Annotated in this window: 15 protein-coding genes and 1 tRNA gene; 4 read left to right on the top strand and 12 right to left on the bottom strand. The window is 60.4% G+C overall.

Annotation, left to right across the window (positions count from 1 at the left end; translation table 11 throughout):
• Positions 1-3: 3 nt before the first annotated feature.
• From E0501_RS17000 to E0501_RS16985, 4 genes are read right to left on the bottom strand one after another with little or no spacing between them, the layout of a single operon-like run.
• Positions 4-2,055, bottom strand: coding sequence for a glutamine amidotransferase (locus tag E0501_RS17000; protein ID WP_137702593.1), 2,052 nt, complete (start codon positions 2,053-2,055; stop codon positions 4-6).
• Entirely contained in the window at positions 2,052-4,811 is a 2,760-nt protein-coding gene (locus E0501_RS16995) for a DUF4159 domain-containing protein (RefSeq protein WP_137702866.1), read from the bottom strand. Before E0501_RS16995 ends, E0501_RS17000 begins: the two co-directional genes overlap by 4 nt.
• Positions 4,805-5,680 carry a DUF58 domain-containing protein gene (locus E0501_RS16990; RefSeq protein ID WP_137702867.1) on the bottom strand — a complete coding sequence of 292 codons (876 nt, stop codon included), beginning with the start codon at positions 5,678-5,680 and terminating at the stop codon, positions 4,805-4,807. Before E0501_RS16990 ends, E0501_RS16995 begins: the two co-directional genes overlap by 7 nt.
• The gene (locus E0501_RS16985; protein WP_137702592.1) at positions 5,680-6,687 is read right to left on the bottom strand and encodes an AAA family ATPase; all 1,008 of its coding nucleotides are present in this window, start codon (positions 6,685-6,687) and stop codon (positions 5,680-5,682) included. The genes E0501_RS16990 and E0501_RS16985 overlap by 1 nt, the downstream gene beginning before the upstream one ends.
• Positions 6,688-6,755: 68 nt before the next feature.
• Between E0501_RS16985 and E0501_RS16980 the strand changes: the two genes are divergently transcribed.
• Positions 6,756-7,352, top strand: a complete 597-nt coding sequence (locus E0501_RS16980) for a DUF1285 domain-containing protein (protein WP_137702865.1) — start codon at positions 6,756-6,758, stop codon at positions 7,350-7,352.
• An 11-nt stretch (positions 7,353-7,363) separates the two neighbouring features.
• Here the strand turns inward: E0501_RS16980 and E0501_RS16975 are convergent, their stop codons facing one another.
• The 7 genes from E0501_RS16975 to E0501_RS16950 all read right to left on the bottom strand — a co-directional run bounded on the left by E0501_RS16975 (position 7,364) and on the right by E0501_RS16950 (position 14,077).
• Positions 7,364-8,443: a flagellar basal body P-ring protein FlgI gene (locus E0501_RS16975; RefSeq protein ID WP_235857906.1), complete on the bottom strand. Its 1,080-nt coding sequence runs from the start codon at positions 8,441-8,443 to the stop codon at positions 7,364-7,366.
• 20 nt (positions 8,444-8,463) lie between these two features.
• Complete coding sequence (locus E0501_RS16970) at positions 8,464-9,474, bottom strand: flagellin (RefSeq protein WP_137702590.1); 1,011 nt, start codon at positions 9,472-9,474, stop codon at positions 8,464-8,466.
• A gap of 3 nt (positions 9,475-9,477) precedes the next feature.
• Positions 9,478-9,972 carry a flagellar basal body rod C-terminal domain-containing protein gene (locus E0501_RS21605; protein WP_235857889.1) on the bottom strand — a complete coding sequence of 165 codons (495 nt, stop codon included), beginning with the start codon at positions 9,970-9,972 and terminating at the stop codon, positions 9,478-9,480.
• A gap of 58 nt (positions 9,973-10,030) precedes the next feature.
• The gene (locus E0501_RS21600) at positions 10,031-10,660 is read right to left on the bottom strand and encodes a FlgK family flagellar hook-associated protein (RefSeq protein WP_235857888.1); all 630 of its coding nucleotides are present in this window, start codon (positions 10,658-10,660) and stop codon (positions 10,031-10,033) included.
• A 39-nt stretch (positions 10,661-10,699) separates the two neighbouring features.
• Positions 10,700-12,001 (bottom strand): flagellar hook protein FlgE, encoded by a 1,302-nt coding sequence (locus tag E0501_RS16960; RefSeq protein ID WP_235857887.1) that lies wholly within the window; start codon positions 11,999-12,001, stop codon positions 10,700-10,702.
• Positions 12,002-12,094: 93 nt separating this feature from the next.
• Positions 12,095-12,961 carry a flagellar motor protein MotB gene (locus E0501_RS16955; RefSeq protein WP_137702588.1) on the bottom strand — a complete coding sequence of 289 codons (867 nt, stop codon included), beginning with the start codon at positions 12,959-12,961 and terminating at the stop codon, positions 12,095-12,097.
• A gap of 90 nt (positions 12,962-13,051) precedes the next feature.
• On the bottom strand, positions 13,052-14,077 hold the full coding sequence (locus E0501_RS16950; RefSeq protein WP_137702587.1) for a LacI family DNA-binding transcriptional regulator: 1,026 nt from the start codon (positions 14,075-14,077) through the stop codon (positions 13,052-13,054).
• A gap of 153 nt (positions 14,078-14,230) precedes the next feature.
• Here E0501_RS16950 and E0501_RS16945 point away from each other — a divergent pair.
• From E0501_RS16945 to E0501_RS16935, 3 genes are all read left to right on the top strand, one after another.
• Positions 14,231-14,307, top strand: a tRNA-Arg gene (locus E0501_RS16945).
• 113 nt (positions 14,308-14,420) lie between these two features.
• Positions 14,421-16,226 (top strand): autotransporter assembly complex protein TamA, encoded by a 1,806-nt coding sequence (locus E0501_RS16940; RefSeq protein ID WP_137702586.1) that lies wholly within the window; start codon positions 14,421-14,423, stop codon positions 16,224-16,226.
• Positions 16,226-19,954 (top strand): translocation/assembly module TamB domain-containing protein, encoded by a 3,729-nt coding sequence (locus E0501_RS16935; RefSeq protein ID WP_137702585.1) that lies wholly within the window; start codon positions 16,226-16,228, stop codon positions 19,952-19,954. Before E0501_RS16940 ends, E0501_RS16935 begins: the two co-directional genes overlap by 1 nt.
• Here E0501_RS16935 and E0501_RS16930 read toward each other — a convergent pair.
• Positions 19,948-20,826, bottom strand: a complete 879-nt coding sequence (locus E0501_RS16930; RefSeq protein WP_137702584.1) for an isocitrate lyase/PEP mutase family protein — start codon at positions 20,824-20,826, stop codon at positions 19,948-19,950. The genes E0501_RS16935 and E0501_RS16930 overlap by 7 nt on opposite strands.
• Between the last annotated feature and the right edge of the window lies 1 nt (position 20,827).

Genomic DNA, 20,827 nt, shown 5'->3' with positions numbered 1-20,827 from the left:
CCTTCAGCGACGACCTTCGCGCAGCCAGGCCGACAGCATGAACCCGGACACGAGGAGCAACACGAGCCAGGTTGGCAGCAGCCGATACTGCATGATACCCTTAGTCTCAAACGCTCCGCGTGGCGTAATGCCAAGCCAGTTGCGACCGGCTGCCGGACGGCCGGGGCGGACAGTCCGGAGCGACGGGAAACCTTCATCCAATAAGGCGAAACCGCCTCTATTCGCTTCGATCAAAGGCTCCAGAACCCCAGGTGTGGCGACGGTCTCGATCAGCTCGCGCGGGGAGCTCGGACCAAGACCCACCACATTCGACAGTTCGCCATCGGTATACCGGTAGAGGCCGATGTCCTCTCCGGTCAGTGTCACTTCGAAACGGCCGGGGAACGTCTCTTCCAACGTCAGGACCCGCGTTTCGCCACCCGGTGTGGTGACTGTCACCGGGGGCGTGGTCTCCTTCAATGTCCGCCTGATGATTCTAATCGTTTCTCCCGAAGTTTCAGCAATCAGCGCTTCCTCTTCCAGCTCGGGCTCTTTCATCATCCAGTGGGCAAGCCGGCGAAGCAATTCGAGCTGCGGTCCGCCATTTTCGTATCCACGGCTCCACAACCAGGCATGATCAGAAGCGAGAAGTGCCACCCGGCCTTCGCCGACACGGTCGAGAACGAGCAGGGGCTGGTCATCGAAGCCCGACATTACGACGTTCCCTCGTGTCGCTTCGACCTCGACCTGACGCAGCCAACGCCCCCACTCGGGCCCTTCACTCGGAGCCGTGAGCCCGGCAGTTACAGGGTGGCGCTGGCCCAATGCGGTTACGGCGGGCCGGTATCCCTGTTCGATGACCCGCGCAGTGGGCTCGGCGGGAATCACCTGCGACAATGGAGATCGATATATACTGTCGGCGCTGGCGAAATCGGGGCCAGCAGCAACAAGGATGGCCCCGCCATTTTCGACATACTGGCGCACGTTATCAAGGTAGAGCGATGGAAGGATTCCACGCCGTTTGTAGCGATCGAAAACGATCAGGTCGAAATCGTCGATCTTTTCGAGAAAGAGTTCGCGGGTGGGAAATGCAATCAGGGAAAGCTCGCCAACCGGTACGCCGTCCTGCTTTTCGGGTGGTCTTAGAATCGTGAAGTGGACGAGATCAACTGAGCTGTCGGACTTCAGAAGGTTTCGCCAGGTGCGCCCGCCGGAATGTGGTTCTCCGGAAACCAGAAGAACGCGCAGTCGGTCGCGAATCCCGTTGATCTGTACGAGTGCGGAATTGTTTCGGTCGGTCAGTTCTCCGTCCGCTTCTGGAATCCGGAACTGAATCACATTCCGCCCGGCATGCGAAAGCGTTAGGGGGAGTTCGATGTTCTGGCCAATGGGCACGTCGAACCGCATAGGCTCGTCCCCGTCCACGGAAATTTCAAGCTGCGTGGTCGTTTCCCCGGCCGGTGTCTGGCCCTGGTCCTCTACCCGGAGCGTCAACGTCGTGCTTTCCTCGACAATGGCATAGGCCGGGGCATCGTGAACAACCAGCCGACGATCCCAGTCATCCGGGCGGCCTGTCAGCATCAAGTGAACCGGTGCGGGCAGGTTGGGCGCGGCTTCAATATCGTGGATCCGGCCATCAGTGATCAGAAACACGCCGGCGATGCGCGACTGAGGCTCTTCCGCGAGAACCTTGGTGAGTGCCGTCATCGCCAGTGTTCCGGTGTCATTGACGCCATCGACCACATCAACGCGTCTGAGCTCGGTGTTTTCGAGGGTCGCAATTCGTTCCTGCAGAGTTGCCAGAGCACTATCAGTTTGCTGAGCTCGATCCGCCAAAGCCTGGCTGGTGCTTTTGTCGACCACGGCAATGACGATATCGGTCAAAGCCTCACGGTCTTCCTGTTGAAGTTGGGGAGAAACTAGCGCAAGGAACAAAACGATTGCTGCCCCGGCCCGAAGCGCCCAGCCCGATAGCCCGTGCAAGATGGCCAGGGCGATAAAGCCCACGGCAAGTACCGCAAGCACGATCAGTACCGGAACCGGAATCAGTGGATCCAAGACGATTGTCGTGATCATTGCCCCAGCCTCTCAAGCAGTGCGGGAACGTGAACCTGGTCGGATTTGTAGTTGCCGGTCAAAACATGCATCACGAGGTTGACGCCAAAGCGAAAAGCGAGTTCGCGCTGACGCTCGCCGGCGAGACCGCGACCGACGGGAAAAACCGGGTTCCCGCGGGCGTCCATGGCCCAGGCCGCAGCCCAGTCGTTGCCGCCAATTACAACAGGGGTCACGCCATCGTTCAGATTGCGGAACGGCATGCCCTCGATCTTTTCTGCATCGGGCGGGGCGGCCTCGACCCAGATATCATTGCTGGTGTGGCGCCCAGGGAACTCCTGCAGCAGATAGAAGGTGCGTGTCAGAACATGATCGGAGGGGACAGGCTCGAGCGGCGGAATATTCAGCGGTGCAGCGAGTTGCTGTAACTTGCGGCCATTCGGGCTGGCCGCGCCGAAACCGGCGATGTCAGCATCCCTGGTATCGAACAGGATCATGCCGCCCGTTCTGAGATAGCGGTTAAGTTTTTCGTACGCTGCTTTGGACGGTTGGGGTTGGTCCGGTGTGATAGGCCAATAAAGCAAGGGAAAGAACGCGAGTTCATCCGTTTCCAGGTTCGCGCCCATAGGGCTCGACGGCTCTACAGAGGTGCGGAAATACAGGGTTTCGGATAGGCCCAAAAGGCCTGCGCGCGCGGTATCGTCAACGGCTTTGTTGCCAGTCAGGACGTGAGCCAGAACAACATCGGCGGTCGCGTCGATAGCCATCTCGTCGTTCGCGAACGAAGGGTCGGGAGCGGCGGCAAGACCGATTGCGAGTGCCGTCAAGCCCGCCGTTCGTGCAGCGAATAACCGACCGCTCAGCCACAATGAGGCGAGGATGTCTGCGAAGAGAAGCAACAGCGCGCCGGCGAGCAGCCAGCCACCGAGAAGGCGTTCCACGCCAGGCTCCATCGACTTGATGGAAATGTCGGCCGGCCAACTGGCTTTGTCGAGCGTTTCACTCGCCGCGAGAACGTTTCGCGAGGTTTGCCGGGAACCGCTTTGGTAGAGACCCGGACGCAGTTCTGGGCCCAGTGGCGCGTTGACGAGGTCTGTGCCGTCGACGCCGGGAAGATCAGCGCCGTCCAGGATCATTCCGAAACCATCAATCACGCGCAGCGGTTGCCAGATTCTGCCTTCCATGTCCGCCGCATCGGGAGAAGTGGACGGCGTCGATACAGAGAGACGCTCGAGCATGTTGACGAAAAGCCCAGACAGGGGGAGCGTTGACCACTCGGCATTGGCCGTAACGTGAAACAGCACTACGTTTCCGGCGCCGATGGGTTTGCGCGTAACAAGTGGCGTGCCATCGCTGAGCCGGGCAATCGATCGCTCGGACAAAACGGGATCGGGTTGAGCCATGACTTGGGCGGAGACCACCACATCGTCTGGGATATCCAGGCCCGAGAACGGCGAGTCCTGATCGAATGGGGCGATTTTCTTGGGCTCGCCCCAACTCATCGCGCCGCCAACGGTGCGGCCACCGGTCCGCAGACGCACGGGCATCAATGGGTGTTCTTCGCGCCGGCTGATTTCACTGGCCGCAACGCGCGGCCCGGCGAAACGTACCAACACCCCCCCTTCCTCGACCCAGGTTTGCAGCGCTTCCTCTTCGATCGGAGATAGTTCGGCAATATCAGCAAGTATAATGACATGCGGGTTGCCGGGAAGCACGGTTTCCAGAGAACCTTCCAAGAGGTCGGTGCTCGTTTCGAGTGCGTTGCGGAGGTAGTGCAGGGGAGAGAGAAGTTCGAGCCCTTCCCGATTTTGCCGTACGGAAACAAGAGCGACTTCACGCCGGCTCAGCCTGTCGTCGGACAGCACGACAGTGCCCGCCCCTTGCAGTCCTCGTATCGAGAAGCGGGTGATGCGTCCGCGCAGCTCACCGGGAAGCGCGAGTTCTGCCTCTGCTTGCGTCTCGCCGGTGTCGAACCGCATCGGAAGTTCCGCAAGGACGCGTTCTATGCCCGCCGGATCGCGTCCGTGGGTCTGAACCAGAACATCGCGCTCCAGCAGAGGATTGGCCCGGGCAGCACTGATCTTGATGAGGCCGTCCTCGAACTCCGGGGAATGGAGTGCCAAGACATCTACCGTGCCCTCCACGACTGAAACAGGGCCTTTCCGCCTGAGATCGCCCAGCAGCTCGAACCTGCCGTCACGTTCTAGTCCGTCCGAGAACCAGACGGTTTCAAAGCTCTCGAGTTTTTCGAGATTGTGGGCGGTTTCCGTCATCATAGCCTTGGTGGGCCCCCACGGTGTTGGTGAAATTCCGGCTATGCGCGATCGCCAGTTTGATGCTGACAGGAACACGAGTGCCTCGGGGGAGGAGAGTTGAAGGACCGCAACGGTTCGTCCGGACCGGCCTGCCTCAGCAAGCAGGTTGTCGACCGAGGCCATTCGTTCCGACCAGTCGTCAGCGCTGGCCCAGCCGCCATCAAGAATGACAAGCAATGGCCCATCGCCCTGGGTTGCATTCTGTTCGGGGTTCAACACGGGCCCAGCCAGCCCGAGGATAACCAGGGCCGCAGCCAAGGAGCGCAGGAGCAGAAGCCACCAAGGTGTTCGATCGGATACGCTGTCATCGTCGCGCAATCCGATCAGCAATCCAACCGCGGGAAACAGGCGGCGGATCGGTGCCGGAGGGACGGCACGCAAAATGATCCATAGAATCGGCAGCGCCAGAAACGCAAGCAAGATCCAGGGGGAGGTAAAGGCAAGTGCGCCCAAGGTCACGATGTGCCTCCATCCAGCGCGCGATAGAGCCACAGCAGAGCGGATTGAGCGCTATCGCTTGTATGATGCAATGTATGTTGCCAGCCTGTCGCACCGCAGAGAGACGACAACTCGGCTTTGCGTTCGGCGAGTTTCCCCAGATATCTGTGGCGCAATTCGTCGGCTTTCAACGTCTCGTGCTTTAAAGTGCCGCCAACGCTTTCGAATATCGTGCGTCCCTTGTAGGGGAAAGCTTCTTCGGCAGGGTCCAGAACCTGAAGTAGAATGCCCCGGACACCGCGATCTGCCGCTTTGGTGAGGGCGGCGGAAACCGCTGCGGTGTCGCCCAGAAAATCGGAGATGAAGACTGCGCGCGCATGAGGCAGCATGCCACGCGCTTCGGGAGCGGCATAATCCACGACATCATCTTGTGACAGCAGTTGCGCGAGCCGGCTAATTTGCGCCTCGCCGCGTCTCGGCGGCAAGGTCGTGCCCGTGAGCCCGACACGCTCACCCCCACGCACGAGAAGGATGGCAAGAGCCAGCGCCAGCAGGCGTGCACGATCCGATTTCTGCGGGATGTCCGAGGCACTGGAGAAACGCATCGAGGCGGCCTGATCGACCCACATGAAAACGCTTTGAGCGATTTGCCACTCATGCTCGCGCACGTATTGTGTGTCCGACTTGGCCGATCGGCGCCAATCGATCATGCGGCGTGAATCGCCTGGCTGCATGGGGCGGTATTGCCAGAAATCGTCGCCGAGGCCCGATCGGCGCCGTCCGTGCTCCCCCAGGAGTATTGCCCCCGCCAAGTGCTCTGCGCGGGCCAGCAGCGGAGGCAAGTGCGCGGCTTCGTATTCGGAGCGCGCGCGCAGATTTTCGGGGGCATCGATCACGCGGCGGCCTCCAGCCCGAGAACGTCGCCGGCTGTCTTTTCAATCATTGCGCTCAGATTCTCTCCGCGTGCACGCGCGGCAAAGTTCAATGCCATCCGATGAATGAGAACAGGCCGCGCCATTGCCAGCACATCATCCGTGCTCGGGGCCAGTCTTCCGTGCAAAAGGGCTCTGGCACGTACCGTGAGCATCAGCGCCTGCGCGGCTCGAGGTCCCGGACCCCATGCGACGGTTGCGCGAACGGTGTCGCTGGCCGTCGGGTCTTCGGGTCGGAAGGCGCGGACGAGGTCGAGGATCTGCTCGACGACGGCTTCCCCGACCGGCATGCGGCGCAACAACGACTGTGCATCAACCAGCTCGGCCGCGGAAAAGACGCTGTGGGCCTCGTCCTCTTCATGACCGGTCGTAGCGAGGACGATCGCACGCTCGGTGTCCCGGTCCGGATAGGAAACGTCTATCTGCACCAGAAAACGGTCAAGCTGTGCCTCGGGCAGGGGGTAGGTGCCCTCCTGTTCAATCGGGTTTTGCGTAGCCAGAACGTGAAACGGTGAAGGCAGGGGGCGGTTCTTGCCGGCCACGGTGACCTGTCTTTCCTGCATCGCCTGCAAAAGCGCTGACTGGGTTCTGGGGCTTGCACGGTTGATTTCGTCAGCCATCAACAACTGGCAGAAAATGGGCCCTTGAATAAACTTGAACTCACGGCTGCCATCGCTTCCGGTTTCAAGCACCTCGCTGCCCAGGATGTCTGCAGGCATGAGGTCCGGAGTAAATTGAACCCGATTGCCATCCAGGCCCATCACGGTCGACAGTGTTTCGACAAGTCGGGTCTTGCCGAGGCCCGGCAAGCCGATCAAAAGCCCGTGACCACCGCACAGCAGCGCTGACAGCGTAAGGTCCACCACCTGTTCCTGCCCGATAAACCGGCGCGTTATCGAGTGTTTGGCCTCGGCCAGCTTTTCTTCGAGTGCTTCGATCTCACGGATGAGGCTGTCGGACTCGGACATGGCAATACTCCTGATGATAGGATAGTGTCTGCCCGACTTTAGCGCGCAGATTGCGAATGGCAAAAGCAATGAGCGGACAAATGAACGTGAACCCGTCGGCCGAAGGGATTGCACAGTCGGCCAAGGCGGCGACCAAAGGGAAAGGGCTTCCCCCGGTCCATCTGTGGAATCCACCGTTCTGCGGCGACCTGGATATGCGGATTGCCCGGGATGGAACATGGTATTACCTGGGCACGCCAATAGGTCGACCTGAACTGGTCCGGCTTTTCTCGACCATCCTGCGTCGGGATGGTGACAAGTATTTTCTGGTCACACCGGTCGAGAAGGTGGGAATCATCGTTGATGACGCGCCATTCGTCGCGGTTGATTTCACTGCTGAAGGCAAAGGGCCGGATCAATGCCTGCGTTTCGAAACCAATGTTGGCGATGAAGTGGATGCAAGCGCCGACAATCCCATTCGCGTCGAGATCGACGAAGAAACGGGCGAGCCGACGCCATATGTACTTGTCAGGGCGAACCTGGAGGCGCTGATTGACCGGAAGAGCTTCTATCGCCTCATCGAACTAGGCGTGGAGCGCGAGGTCGATGGGCAATCATGGTTCGGCCTGTGGTCGAATGGCCGGTTTTTTCCGATCATCCCGTCAGCTGAACTAGCGCGGGCGTAGGCTCCTGCGCTTCAGTGTACGACAAATTCAGCATGCAACGCGCCCGCGGCCTTGATGCTTTTTAGGATGTCGATCATGTCTCTGGGCGAAACGCCAAGCGCATTCAGGCCGGCGATCACTTCCGAAAGAGATGTGCCAGGTTGAACTTCAGCAAGTCCGATTCCCGGTTCTTCGGTTAGTGTGGCATTGGTACGTGGCACGACGACGGTTTCGCCTTCGGAAAACGGATTTGGTTGTATCGCGATCGGGGCTTCCTGCACGCGCAATGTCAGGTTGCCTTGCGACACAGCTACGCGTGAAATCCGGACATCCTGCCCCATGACAATCGTGCCGGACCGCTGATCGACGACCACCCGGGCCTTGCGTTCAGGGCGTACGAGGATGTTTTCGATCCGGCCAAGTGCATGGGCGGGAGATTGTTGCTGGGTGCGCGAAATGTCGAGTTTAACCGTACCGGAGTCCAGCATCAGTGCGACCCGACGCCCGAAGTCCCGGTTGATGGCGGTTTCGATCCTGCTGGCGGTCGTGAAATCGGGCTCGCGCAGGGCCAGTCGCAGTGTTGAGAGCGAGGCCAGCTCGAACTCCACTTCACGTTCTATGCGTGCACCGGATGGGATTACCCCGGCAGTAGGCACGCCCTGCACCACGCCGGCGCCGTCACCTTCGGCGGCAGCGCCGCCGGCGATGATCGTTCCTTGCGCGACTGCGTATATCTGGCCGTCGGCCGCATTCAGCGGAGTCATGACAAGCGTTCCGCCCAGCAGGCTTTTCGCATCGCCGATGGCAGAAACGGTAACGTCAATCGAACCGCCTGCACGGACAAAATGGGGCAGGCTTGTAGTGACAAAAACGGCGGCGACATTCTTGGGTCGGAATTGTTCGCCGGTTACGTTGACGCCAAGACGTTCGAGGATGTTCGACATTATCTCCTCGGTAAAAGGGGCGTTTCTGATTCCGTCGCCGGTTCCATTCAGTCCCACGACCAAGCCGTAACCCACCAGATCGTTGCTTCGGACGCCATCGAACTCGACCAGGTCTTTGATCCTGACCTGATCGGCCCGTACCGGCATGGCCAGCAGGGCAATCAGCATGAAAAATGCGGCAACAAGTTTCATCGCATGAACTCCACCAGTGACAACTGCGACAGGCGGACCGTTACCGTGTAAAGGCCCTCGAGTTGAAACTGCACTTCCTCCAGCCGCGTCGCCGTCTCATATGTGTCGACACCGAGCAATTCGCCAATGGCGTATTTGGAACTCGTAGTCTCCGCTGCGATGCGGGTCTCGATCTCTTCGATCCTTTGCTCCGCATAACCGAGATTCGCCCGGATTTCCGTTACCTCGGACTGAGCCGACAACAACCCTTCTCCAGCGGTTTCCAGGATTTGGGCCTGAAGATCGGGTGGATAGCCCAATCCCGGATCGGTCGCCAGGGCGGCAAGCGCAGTGAAGCGCAAGGTCGTGCGAATTTGCGGAGCATCAGCGCGAAGATTCAGATCGACAGCTTCACCCGGTCCGAGCAGAAATGCGCTCATCCTGCGCGTGGATCCCTTGTATCCTGCGCTTTCAAAGCCGCCGCGAGGAGTATCGAACGATCCTTCGACCGCGCTCAGTATTCCAGCAAGGGTGGTTTCGCCTGCTAGGGCAGTACGGAGATCGCCAAGCATCGTTGCGGCATCAGCGATGGCGCGCCCGTCCGTCAGTGCGCCGGCGAACAGCGTTCTTCCTGCGACGGTTGTGTTCAGGGCGGAAACCATGGCGTCCAATTCGCCGCGTGCCTTTCCGCCCGTGGCGCGCATCGCCTGGGGCAGGCCGTTCTTTCCGACGGAAAGCAGCTCTGGCGCCAATGTAGACATGGACTTTGAAATTCGGCCAAGGGACGATTGCATCACCGACGTTATCGTCTTTGCCTCGCGCGCGGCTGCCTGATATCCGTCCAGAACGCTCAACCCGTGTTCGAGTGCGCCGAGATAGGAATAGTTGCCGCGGAGGTGCTTTGACATATCCGATGCCGCCCCGCTGGCCAGTTCTTGCGATAGCCGCGAAAGTTCTGAGGCAAGTCGTGTATTCTGGCGGCGCAGCACGATGCTGTGCGCCATGTCGCCAATTGAATTGACGGTCATGGCTCAGATCCTCATTAGCGCGTCAATCATTTCGTCGACCGTCTGAAGCATTCGCGCGTTTGCGGCATAGGCCTGTTCGATCAGCATCAGGCGCTGCATCTCCGCATCCGAGTCCACGCCTTCCTCGAAAAGCTGTTTTTCTGCCTCGGCAAAGCGTGTTGTTGCGAAAGTGGCTGATTGCTCGCTGGCGAGGCGATCGACGGCGATGTCCGACAGCAAGCTGCTTTGCAGAGTTGCAGCGCTCACCGCGCCAGGACCGAAGCCACTCGAAGCGGGAACGCGCAGAGCTCCCAATGCGCCATGCATTGCCTGTAAAAGATCGGAATTGCCGACCTCACCTGGTGCTACGGCTCCAATCCCGTCGCGCAAGCGCCACAATCCGCCCCCGGTGGCCGGATCAACTGCAGTATTTACGGCAAGTCGTCCAGACAAGCCGATTTCATTCATATTGGAAAAGGCTGCGCCGGCATCGGTGAAGAGGCCCGCATCTCCGGGCAAGAGCGTTGGATCGACGCCGCTATCCTGGAACCGTTCGACCAGATCGCGCGCTACGGCATCAAGTCTCTCCTGAGCGCCGGGGGCGATCGCGTCGCGGATCTCGAACAGGGCCGACAGCCGCCCGCCCGTTCACGACGGCTGCGGAGATACGCAAATTCAGCTCTCGTATCTGGCCGAGTGCGGTGTTCAAGTGATCAACTGTCGAGGCGATCAATCGATCCGCCTCGCTGCGCAACGCTTGTATGCCGTCTGAGACGGCCTCGAAGCCGATAGCCAGACTCTTCGCATTTGACAGGACCTGATCGAGACGTGCGTTGAGGTCGGGACGACTGGCGGCGGAAACGACACTGGCTTCGAACTCGGCAAGTCTCGCCGACAGTGAAGCCGGATTGTCGGGCCTGCCGACAAGGGTTTCCAGGCGAGCGTGGAAATCCGCCAGTTCGCTGCTTTCGCCCTGTGCTGCAGCGGCCAGTCGATGCTCGCCGACCAGGCCTGGATTGGCGTGTCGCGTTATGCCCAAGACCTGGACGCCGCCATGGTAGCCGAGATCTCTCGCGCCGAGTGCGACTTCACGGCGACCAAATCCAGGTGTCAGCGCGTTTGACAGGTTCGAAGCTGTCACCTGTGCCGAGCGTGACGCGGCAGTAAGGCCGGAAAGAGCATTCGAAAGAGCGCCGGATAGGCTCATGTCTTTTCCCTTCGGTTAGGGGTGCAAATCAGAAACCGATCACCGTTTGATGTTGGTGGTTTCCTGCAGCATCTCATCGACGGTCTGGATCACCTTTGCGTTCGATGAATAGGCCCGCTGCGTTTCAATCATGCTTGTAAGTTCCCCTGCGACATCGGTGGTCGTTTCCTCGCGTGCGAAGGACACGATGTCACCGGTTGGGCCATCACTGGCGTCCCAGAGGAAGTAGGAGCCGCTTTCAGGCGAAGGCAGATAGGTCTGCTCATCCAGTGCGACCATACCGTTGGGATTGGGCAGATCGACCAGCGGGATTTGATAAATGGTCCGCGTAATGCCGGTGTCGAAGAACGCGTGAACGAACCCGTTCGGGTCAACTTCGACCGAGGTCATGTTGCCGACGGGGAAGCCGTCCTTGGAGATGGAAACCGGAGAGAAAGTATCCGATAGCTGGGTCAGTCCGTCCGGTGCGCCGACCAGGCCGATATTGACTTCCATCGGGCCGCCGGCGACATTGACGATCATGGATCCGGTCGCCGGATCATAGGCGCCGCCCGTGGCGCTGGTCACGGATTGAAGCGTGCCGCCCGAGGATCGGCTGTCATCGAAGACAAGTGTGTATTCACCGATCACCACGCCTGGCTGGGCCGTATCAGTGATCGTCATCGTCCATTCGTTGGATGATCCAGTGGCGGGCACCGATGGCGTGAATTCGATCGTGAGATTTTCCGAGGTTCCGAGGTTGTCGTAATATTCGACCGACAATTCTGATGTCGTGCCGGCTGCGCCGGCTTCGGTTTGGGTGGCTGGCAGGTTAACGCCCAGATCAATGCTTGTCGTGGGTTCGCCGGAGAACTGGTTGACGTTGATCTGCACCGGCTCCAACCCATCCGCGGTGTCGCGCGGATATGTTGGAACGGTGCCATCCGGCAGCGCTGGCCAGCCCAGCAGCACGAGCCCGGATTCGGTGCGCAGGTACCCGTCGGCATCCGTTCGGAATGAGCCCGTAGTGGTCAGGTGCATCTGGCTTTGGCCATTTGCGTTCAGCACATCGGTGATCTGTGCAACCGGAAGCATGCCGCGTCCGCGAACTGCCAGGTCGGTCGGGTTCGAGGTGGCCACCAGCGCGCCGCGTTCGTCGATCAGGCGCTGCGTGGTACTGCGCACGCCCCCTGCCGAGTAGGTACCGCCCTGGGAGGAAATGACCATCGAGTGAAAATCGGCTTCGATCCTCTTGTAGCCGAAGGTGGCCGAGTTCGCGATGTTGTCCGAAATTGCTGCCAGCCGGGTTGCATTGGCCGAGAGCCCCGCAACCCCCGCATTGAGCGAAGAGGAAATCGTCATGGATACGCCTTTCTGCTGCATCAACCGTCAATTGATGCCAACAGATATCCGCCCGCGATTAACGCCGCGCTAATGGATAAAATCCGACGGATTTCAGTTATCGCTGCGCAGAACGATCACCTCGAATCTGTTATTGCGAATGGACATCGGATTCTCGGTGGCGAGGCTTCGGTCGGCGTGGCCGGTGACACGCTGTATTCTGGCAGGAGGGAAGCCGCCATCTTCGAAAAGCATGCGGATTTCGTTGGCGCGGGACGCGGACAGATTCCAGACCGGATTGTTGGCCAGCACCACCGCATTCGCACGGGTATGACCGCCAATCGCCACGCCGTTTTCGACGAGGCCCAAAACGCGGACGAGCATCTTAGAGATTTCCCGCATCAGCCCAGTAGGGCGGCGCGAGCTTTTTTCAAAGAGATGTGCGCCCTCGCGTTCGAAAATTTCAATGACCAAGCCTTCATCCGTTACGCGCGTTATGATGTGTTTGAAAACCTCGGGGCTGACGGTACTTTCGCCACCACGACCCATCAGTGCCTCTTCGATTTTCATCAGGTTGTCGCGATCGGCTCCCTCGGTGCCTCCTGCGCCGGACTGCTCAAGGCCGGTGTCCGATACACCGCTTTCGCCGCGCGCTTTGTTCGCCTCCGTCGGGCGCAGGTTGGTCGCGCCGATACCATTCTGCGGAAGCTCAAGTTCAGAGAACACACTGTTCCCTCCGAACGAACCGTCGCCGCCGCCCGACACCCGGTTTATCGGGACTGTCGGGCTGAAATAGTCGGCCACGCCCTTGCGTTGTTTTTCCGTCGTCGCGTTCAGCAGCCACATCAGAAGAAAGAAGGCCATCATGGCCGTCACGAAGTCGGCATAGGCGACCTTCCACGCACCCCCGTGGTGACCGTCGCCGCCGGTGACTTTCTTTCTCTTGATGATGACCGGCGCCGCATTGCCCTGCGCGCTCATGTCCACCACCTTTTCTACTCACCCGAAACAAGCGGTATCAGCCCGGGTATTAACGGGGGTCTAAAGATAAAAATGGAGCTTGGAAAATGCCTAGCGTTTAAGCGTATCGCCCGGCGAGATCATCGGCGTCATCTCGATCTTGCGCGGGTCTGTTGGCGTTTCCGTTTCACTGCTGCGGCGCAGGATGATCTCGGCCGCTTTCTGACCGATCTCTAAACGGCATGCATCCATGGTGGCCAGACGTTTTGGCAACCCTTGCAGCAGTTCGACCCCGTTGAAGCCGGCAAGCCCGACCTGCCCTGGAACGTCGATGCCCTTTTCGAGCAGGTAGAGCAAGCCACCGGCACCGATCATGTCATTCGAAAAATAGATGAAATCGAGGTCAGGTGTCCGCCGGAGAACCGCTTCTGTCATCTCACGCCCTTTGAGGAGCGCGGATCCGCCGGAATAGAATTCCTGATCGGCTATCTCGATGCCGGCTTTCGCCAGAGCCTGAGTGAACCCCTCGAAGCGTTTGCGTGCCCTGTGGTCAAGCGGCATCTTGGTGCCCAGAAAGGCAATGCGTTTGTACCCCGCCTCGATGATCGCCTCGCCCATCATCCGGCCGGCCTTGCGGTGAGATATTCCCACCATGGTATCGATCGGCTGACCGTCGACATCCATGATCTCGACCACGGGAATGCCGCTCGCCTTGAGCATGGCGCGCGATGCGTCGGAATGCTCTAGGCCGGCAATAATCACGCCCGAGGGCCGCCAGGACAGCATTTCATAGAGAACCTTTTCTTCCTTCTCTGGAAGGTAGTCCGTGATGCCGACGACCGGTTGAAGGCCTGAATCCTCAAGCGTTCTGCTGATCGCCGTCATGACCTCGGGGAAAACCATGTTGGACATGGAGGGGATTATCACCGCCACAAGGTTGACCCTCTGACTAGCCAATGCCCCAGCGATCTTGTTCGGAACATAGCCCAAACGCTTGGCCGCCTGCAGGACCTTCTGGCGTGTTGCGTCAGACACGTCGCCCCGGTTGCGCAGAACGCGGCTGACCGTCATTTCGGACACGCCCGAGGCATCGGACACATCGCGTAGGGTGAGCGGTCGGTTCGGGGGCGTGGTCAAGTGAGCGTTTCCGGCATAATGACGTTGCGATCAGTTAGCCCGAACGTGAAGGTCTGTTCAAGCGATCTGCTTCTTGCAAGCCGTCATGCCGGACGTCTTTCATGACAACTGTTCATGACAAGCAGCAAATCCCGCGCTAATAAGGCCGCGCGTGGCCCCGTGGCTCAACTGGATAGAGCAGCCCCCTCCTAAGGGGCAGGTTGCAGGTTCGAATCCTGCCGGGGTCGCCAAAATCGGCGAAATAGGCAGACCCGTTCAACTGGCTCGAATATGCCGTCGTAGCTTTTGCCCGTGGTCGCTGTTTTGCTGATGAGCTATAGTGCGTTCGAAGGCACGGCGGGCAATGAAACCTGACATTTCTTACATGAGACGAGCAGCATTCATTCTGGCGATGGCCTGGCCCGGGGTTTGCGCTGCCGTAGAGCAAGTGGAGCTGCGCGTTTCGGGCGGAGCAAACCAAGCCCTGCAAGAAAAGCTGGCTGACAGTTCGGTCTTGAACAGCCTTGCCGGTCGGGAAGACGTGCAGCCCGATGAAGTCGTTGCGGCTGCTCGAAGCGATTACGCACGTCTGGTCGAAACACTTTACGCCGAGGGATATTATTCGGTCGTTGTGCACATTCGCCTGGATGGGAAAGAGGCAGCGCTGATCGATCCCCTGACCCCACCAGACCGCGTGAATGCCGCTCTTATAGAAGTTGAGCCCGGACGGTTGTTTCGGTTCGGCAATGTAAGAATTTCGCCGCTGGCGCCAGGTGCATCGCCTTCCGAAAAGTTCCTGGCAGGGGCACCAGCCTCGGCTACGGTCGTTCATGACGCGGCGCGGTCTGCGGTGGATGACTGGCGCCGGGCCGGCCATGCGAAAGCCCGCGTTGACCTGCAAGTTGTTCTTGCCCATCACGATGCCGCGCGTCTGGATGTGGATGTCGGTATTGTGCCAGGTCCGCGGGTAAGGTTCGGAGACGTGGTCGTGTCCGGGGATACTGCTGTGCGGGTGTCTCGGATTCGGCAAATCGCCGGCATTACTCGCGGTCTGCGATATTCGCCTGAAGTGATGGAAAAGGCCGCCACGAGACTGCGCAAGACAGGTGCGTTCAAATCCGTGCAGTTGACCGAGGCCGCGGGCGTGGCCCCTGATGGCGCCATGGATATCGGGATTTCCGTTGTCGATCAGAAACCCCGTCGTATTGGCGGTGGATTGGAGTATTCCAGTTTCGACGGGCTGACCCTGTCAGGCTACTGGCTGCATCGAAATCTGCTCGGCGGCGCGGAAAGGTTTCGGGTCGACGCCGAAATCGCACAGATAGGAACAATGCTGCAGGGCATCGATTATTCCCTGTCGTTCCGGCTGGAGAAACCGGCGGTCTACGGGCCCGACACGCACTTCTTTGCCGAGGCGGGCTTCTACTACCTCGATGAGCCCGGTTTCCTCGAGGAGCGGGCCGAGATTACCGTTGGGGCGTCGCGTACGTTCAGCGACAAACTTACTGGGGAACTGGGCATTGGATACGGTTTCGTAAGTGTTACCGATCGCTATACACTGCCGCACACCACGCGAGAGCTTCGGATCGTCGGCCTGCCGTTGACGGTGACGTATGACGGCCGCGACGACCCACTGGATGCCTCCAGTGGGGTTTATCTGCGCACAGATCTGCTGCCGTACTTCGAAACCTTTCAATCGCAGACCGGCGCGCGTCTGGAGTTCGACGCCAGAACCTACAGGACAATCGGGGAAAGCGGCGCCGTGGTGGCCGCGGGAAGACTGCAGCTCGGTGCGCTGGTCGGGCCTACGGCCCAGGCAGCGCCGCCGGCCTTTCTGTTCTATTCCGGCGGGGGGGGTACGGTGCGTGGTCAGCCCTATCAATCGCTGGGTGCCGATTACGGCGGCATTACGCTGGGGGGGCGAAGCTTCGCGGCACTTTCGGGCGAAGTGCGTTTTCCGGTCAGTGAGTGGTTCGGGCTTGTCGCGTTCGCGGATGCGGGCTTTGTCAGCAGTGGTCTTTTCGACGCGGGTGATTGGCATGCGGGGGCCGGTCTGGGGGTGCGATACAAAACCCCGGTTGGTCCGATTCGGCTGGACGTTGCTGGCCCTGTAGGGGGCGCTACCGGTGACGGCGTTCAGCTCTATGTCGGGATAGGGCAGGCGTTCTGATGCGGGTGCTTTTCTTCCTCATATGTTTTTTTGTGCCGCTGGCCGCATTGGCTCAGGACGAGCAAAGCGATCGCGGGTACATCCAGGGGCTGCTGGAAGATGCGCTTTCCGCACCTGGGCGCACAGTGCGCCTGGAAGGGTTCGAAGGCGCGCTGAGCGCGCGCGCAACCATCAAACGTGTCACAGTGACCGATCCGCAGGGGGTATGGTTCAGCGCGAGCGATGTCGTTCTCATCTGGAACCGGTCTGCGCTGCTGAGGGGGCGGATCGACATCCAAGAAATCACCGTCGGCCAGATTGACCTGCCACGCCCTACCGCCGAGCAGGGGCCAAGCCTGCCAAGTCCCGAGGCGCGCGGCGAATTCGCTCTTCCCGAACTGCCGGTCTCGGTAGCGATCGAGAAGATGGAGATAAAACAGGCGAAACTGGGCGAGGCATTCTTCGGAAAAGCAGCGAGTCTTGCGTTTGCCGGCAAGGCGGACCTGGCGGCGGGTTCCGGCAATGCCTCGCTTGAAGTAAAGCGCCTCGACCAGCCGGGAATGTTTCGCTTTGTTGGTGGCTTCGACAAAACGGAACGGGTTCTGGCCATCGATTTGAACCTGAGCGAGCCCGAGGATGGGATCGCGGCCAATCTGTTGAACTTGCCCGGCAAACCCTCGCTCGCCCTTGTCGTCTCGGGCAAAGATCCGATCAGCGATTTCAAGTCCAGTTTCAGCCTGTCCACTGATGGGCGGGAGCGCCTTGAAGGGGGCGTGGAGATCGTGCCGGAACAGGATGGCGCGACACGCTTTTCAGCTGCTATGAGCGGTGATCTGGCGCCGGTTCTGGCGCCAGAACTGCACGATTTTCTGGGAAGTGATCTGAAGCTTGTCGCGGAAGGCCGGCGCGCTGCAGACGGTGCTGTTGTTCTGGAAGACCTGCAGCTTCAGACCCAGGCAATGGAGATCAGGGGTGCTGCGGAACTGGCGAATGATGGATGGCCCGAGAGTTTCACGCTCGATGGCACGCTGACTCCTCCCAGTGGCGAGCGCGTCCTACTTCCTCTACCCGACGCTCGGATATCGCTTCGCTCGGCGGAGTTTTTCGCACGGTTCGATGCGAAAGCCGGGGACGCATGGCAAATCAACGGGACTGTCAAAGAGTGGAAGCAACAGGGCTTGCAGATCGACGCGGCCGCTGTTGCCGCGTCAGGATCAATTCTGCGGGACGCGCGGAGCGTCTCGGGGGCGGTGCAGATCCAGCTTGATGGTTTCACGCCGGCAGAACAGGTGATCGCGCAAGCGGTTGGTGAGCAACTGCGGGGCAGGCTGAAGTTCGGTTGGACGCGGGGTGCACCGCTGAGGGTGCGTGACATCGCGCTGGAGGGTGCAGATTACGGGCTGCGGGGCGTGACCACGATCAGCGGACTTGAAGGTCTTGGCGCGCTTGCGATCCTTCCGGAGCTCAGGTTGGAAGCGCGTGATCTTTCCCGCTTTGCGGGCGTGGCGGGATTTTCCCTGTCAGGACGCGCGCAACTGTCCGCGCGTGGTCAGGTCCAGCCGCTGACGGGCAGGATTTCTCTTGCTCTGAACGGTGCGACGCAGGATATCACCACGGGGTTTGCATCGCTTGATCCGCTGCTGTCTGGCGCTGGAGCGCTTGAGATGAAGCTGGATCGCGACGAGGCGGGATTGCGTGTGCGGCCTTTTATGATCGCGACGGATCATGCGCGTATCGAGGCCGATGCCGATCTGCGCACGGACCGCGGCGTTGTGTCGGCCAGCGCTACCCTGCCCGACGTTACGATTGCCTTGCCCGACTTGCGCGGCGCGGCCGAGGTAGCCGTCGAGGCCCGCCAGAACGGGGATGTCTGGACTGTCGATATCGGCACGAGCCTGCCCGGAGAGACGCGTGCGGAGTTCCGCGGCCTGGTCGAAGGCAATGGGCTGGACCGCCTGACCACGAGCGGCGAAGTCACTGCGCGGGTGGCGCGCGTTTCCGCGTTTTCGGAGGTACTGCACCGGCGCGTCGCTGGAGAGGTAGACTTGACCGCGGACATCTCGGCGGACTTGTTGAAGGGAAGTTATGACCTGGTGTCCACGGGGCAGGCGAAAAAACTGGATCTTTCCATTCCGACTCTGAAACCGGTGTTGGGGGACAGAGTGCAGTTCGACATCTCTGTCGCCCGGGGCGACAATAGCAGGATCGCGGTTCGGCAAGTGGCGGTATCTTCGCCTGCGGCAACTGCAACAGCCCAGGGATGGCTGGCCGGTGGCGCAGGCGAGTTTGAATACTCTTTGGGGCTTGGCAACCTGTCGACGGTGATCCCCGATCTGTCGGGGCCGGCTCGGTTTTCCGGCAGGGCAAGCAGACAAGGTCAAACCTGGCAAGTCGCGGCGAGCGGAAGCGGACCTGCAGGCATTACGTTTGAAACAGCGGGGGGGATTGCTCAGGACGGCTCTCGTGTCGATCTGCGCGTCAACGGGAAATTGCCGCTGGCGCTTGCCAATGCGAGGCTGCGCGGCCAGGCCCTGTCGGGGGTGGCGCGTATAGATGCCACGGTAAACGGCCCACTTGCGCTGAGTTCAGTCTCGGGTTCTGTCAACATCAGTGACGCGCGCTTTGCCGACCCTGCGCGCTATCTGGCCTTTGACCGGATACGTGGCCAGATCAATCTCTCGGGGGCGCGGGCGCAAACCATTCTTGAGGCCGACGTCGCGAGTGGCGGCACGGTTCGGGTGAGTGGACCGATTTCGCTTTCCGCGCCCTATCAGGCCAGCCTGGAAGCTGAACTCATTGATGTTACGCTGAGACAACCGGCCTTTGTCGAGGCAACCATGGCGGGCAGCGTGACGGTTGACGGCCCCCTGCAGGGCAACGCGCGCATCGGCGGTGCGATCGCCGTGCAATCGGCCGAGCTGCGTATCCCCCAGTTCGGGCCATCCTATTCTGCGCTTGAAGGGTTGCGACACTTGAATCCTCCGCGCGCGGTGCAGCGCACATTGCGGTATTCGGGATTGGACCAGGAAACCGCAACCGATGTGCCAATGCCGGACTTTCCGCTCGATCTCAGGATCAGTGCGCCCAGCCGGATTTTCGTGCGCGGGCGCGGGCTTGATGCCGAACTGGGGGGAAGCCTGCGGCTGACGGGCTCGACCAACAATATCGTTCCGATCGGGCGGTTCGAATTGATCCGTGGCCGGCTGGACGTGTTGGCGCGCAGGCTTGTCCTGACCGAGGGCAGCGTGACCATGCGCGGCAGTTTCGATCCGTACATTGCATTTGCCGCGACATCGCAGGTTGATGACGTGAGCGTTGCATTGCGGCTTGAAGGGGTGGCGTCGCAGCCGCAGCTGACCGTCAGCTCGGTGCCCGAGTTGCCGCAGGAAGAGGCGCTTTCGTACTTTCTGTTCGGGCGTGACGCGACCCGGATTTCCGCCTTCCAGGCGGTGCAGCTGGCGGCGGCGATCGCCACGCTTTCCGGCCAGAGCATCATCGATCTGACAAGTCCCCTGCGTGAGTCGCTGGGCGTGGACGACCTGGATCTGAGTACCGATGAGGGGGGGACGACACAGGCGCGTGTGGGCAAGTACATTTCGGACAAAGCCTATACCGACGTGACTGTCAAAAGCGACGGGACCAGCCAGATCAATCTCAATATCGAGGTCAGTCCGACCGTGAAAATGCGTGGCCGGTTGGGCAGCGATGGTGACAGTGGGATCGGGATCTTCTTCGAGAAGGACTATTGACCCCGGCGTGACGAGGCATAGGCCTCGGACGTTTCGTAATAGTCGTCGAAACCGATGCGGCGGCGCAGTTCGACGAAATCCATCTGGCCGGGGCGCTTGTCATCGCGCATCGAACGCAGTGACGTAACCATGGCCTGCATGGCCGCCGCCATCAGAGAAAGCGGATAGGCCGCGATGGAAAAGCCGATGTCATGCAGTTCCGCGTTTGGCAGGTCCGGCGTTTCACCGCCTTCCACGATATTCGCCATCTTGGGTCCGGGCAGGTTTGTGCAGACATCGCGCATTTCCTGAACTGTGCGCGGTGCCTCGACGAAAAGGATGTCGGCCCCAAGTTCTGCAAAATGCGCGGCGCGGTCGATCGCCTCGGCAAGCCCGTGTTCATGGCGGGCATCGGTGCGCGCGAGGATTAGGATGTCGCCGCCCGCTTCGCGCAGGGCCTCGCGTTCATCAGCCGCCGCACGGATGCGGTCAAACGCCTCGTCGCGGCCGACAACAGCCTTGCCGGGCGTATGCCCGCAGCGTTTGGGTGCGAGTTGATCCTCGATCATGACGGCCGCACAGCCGGCCTTGGCAAAGCCGCGCAGGGTGCGTCGCACGTTCATGGCGTTGCCGTAGCCGGTGTCGCCATCCCCGATCAGCGGAATGCTGATCGCATCGGTGATGTTGCGGGCTTGATCCACGACTTCGCCATAACTCATCAACCCGAGGTCAGGGGCGCCGATGCGGCTGGCCGAGGCTGCAAAGCCCGACATGAAGGTCAGATCATATCCCTCCTGCTGGATCAGCTTGGCGGACAGCGCATCAAAGCAGCAGGGCATCACGTGGCATTTGTCTTGTGCAAGAAGGCTGCGCAGCGTGTCGGCTTGGGTCATG

Origin of the sequence: Marimonas lutisalis (assembly GCF_005434965.1) — a bacterium.
In the GTDB taxonomy this organism is placed as follows: Bacteria; Pseudomonadota; Alphaproteobacteria; order Rhodobacterales; family Rhodobacteraceae; genus Marimonas_A; species Marimonas_A lutisalis.
This window is presented reverse-complemented; position numbering and strand designations above follow the sequence as displayed.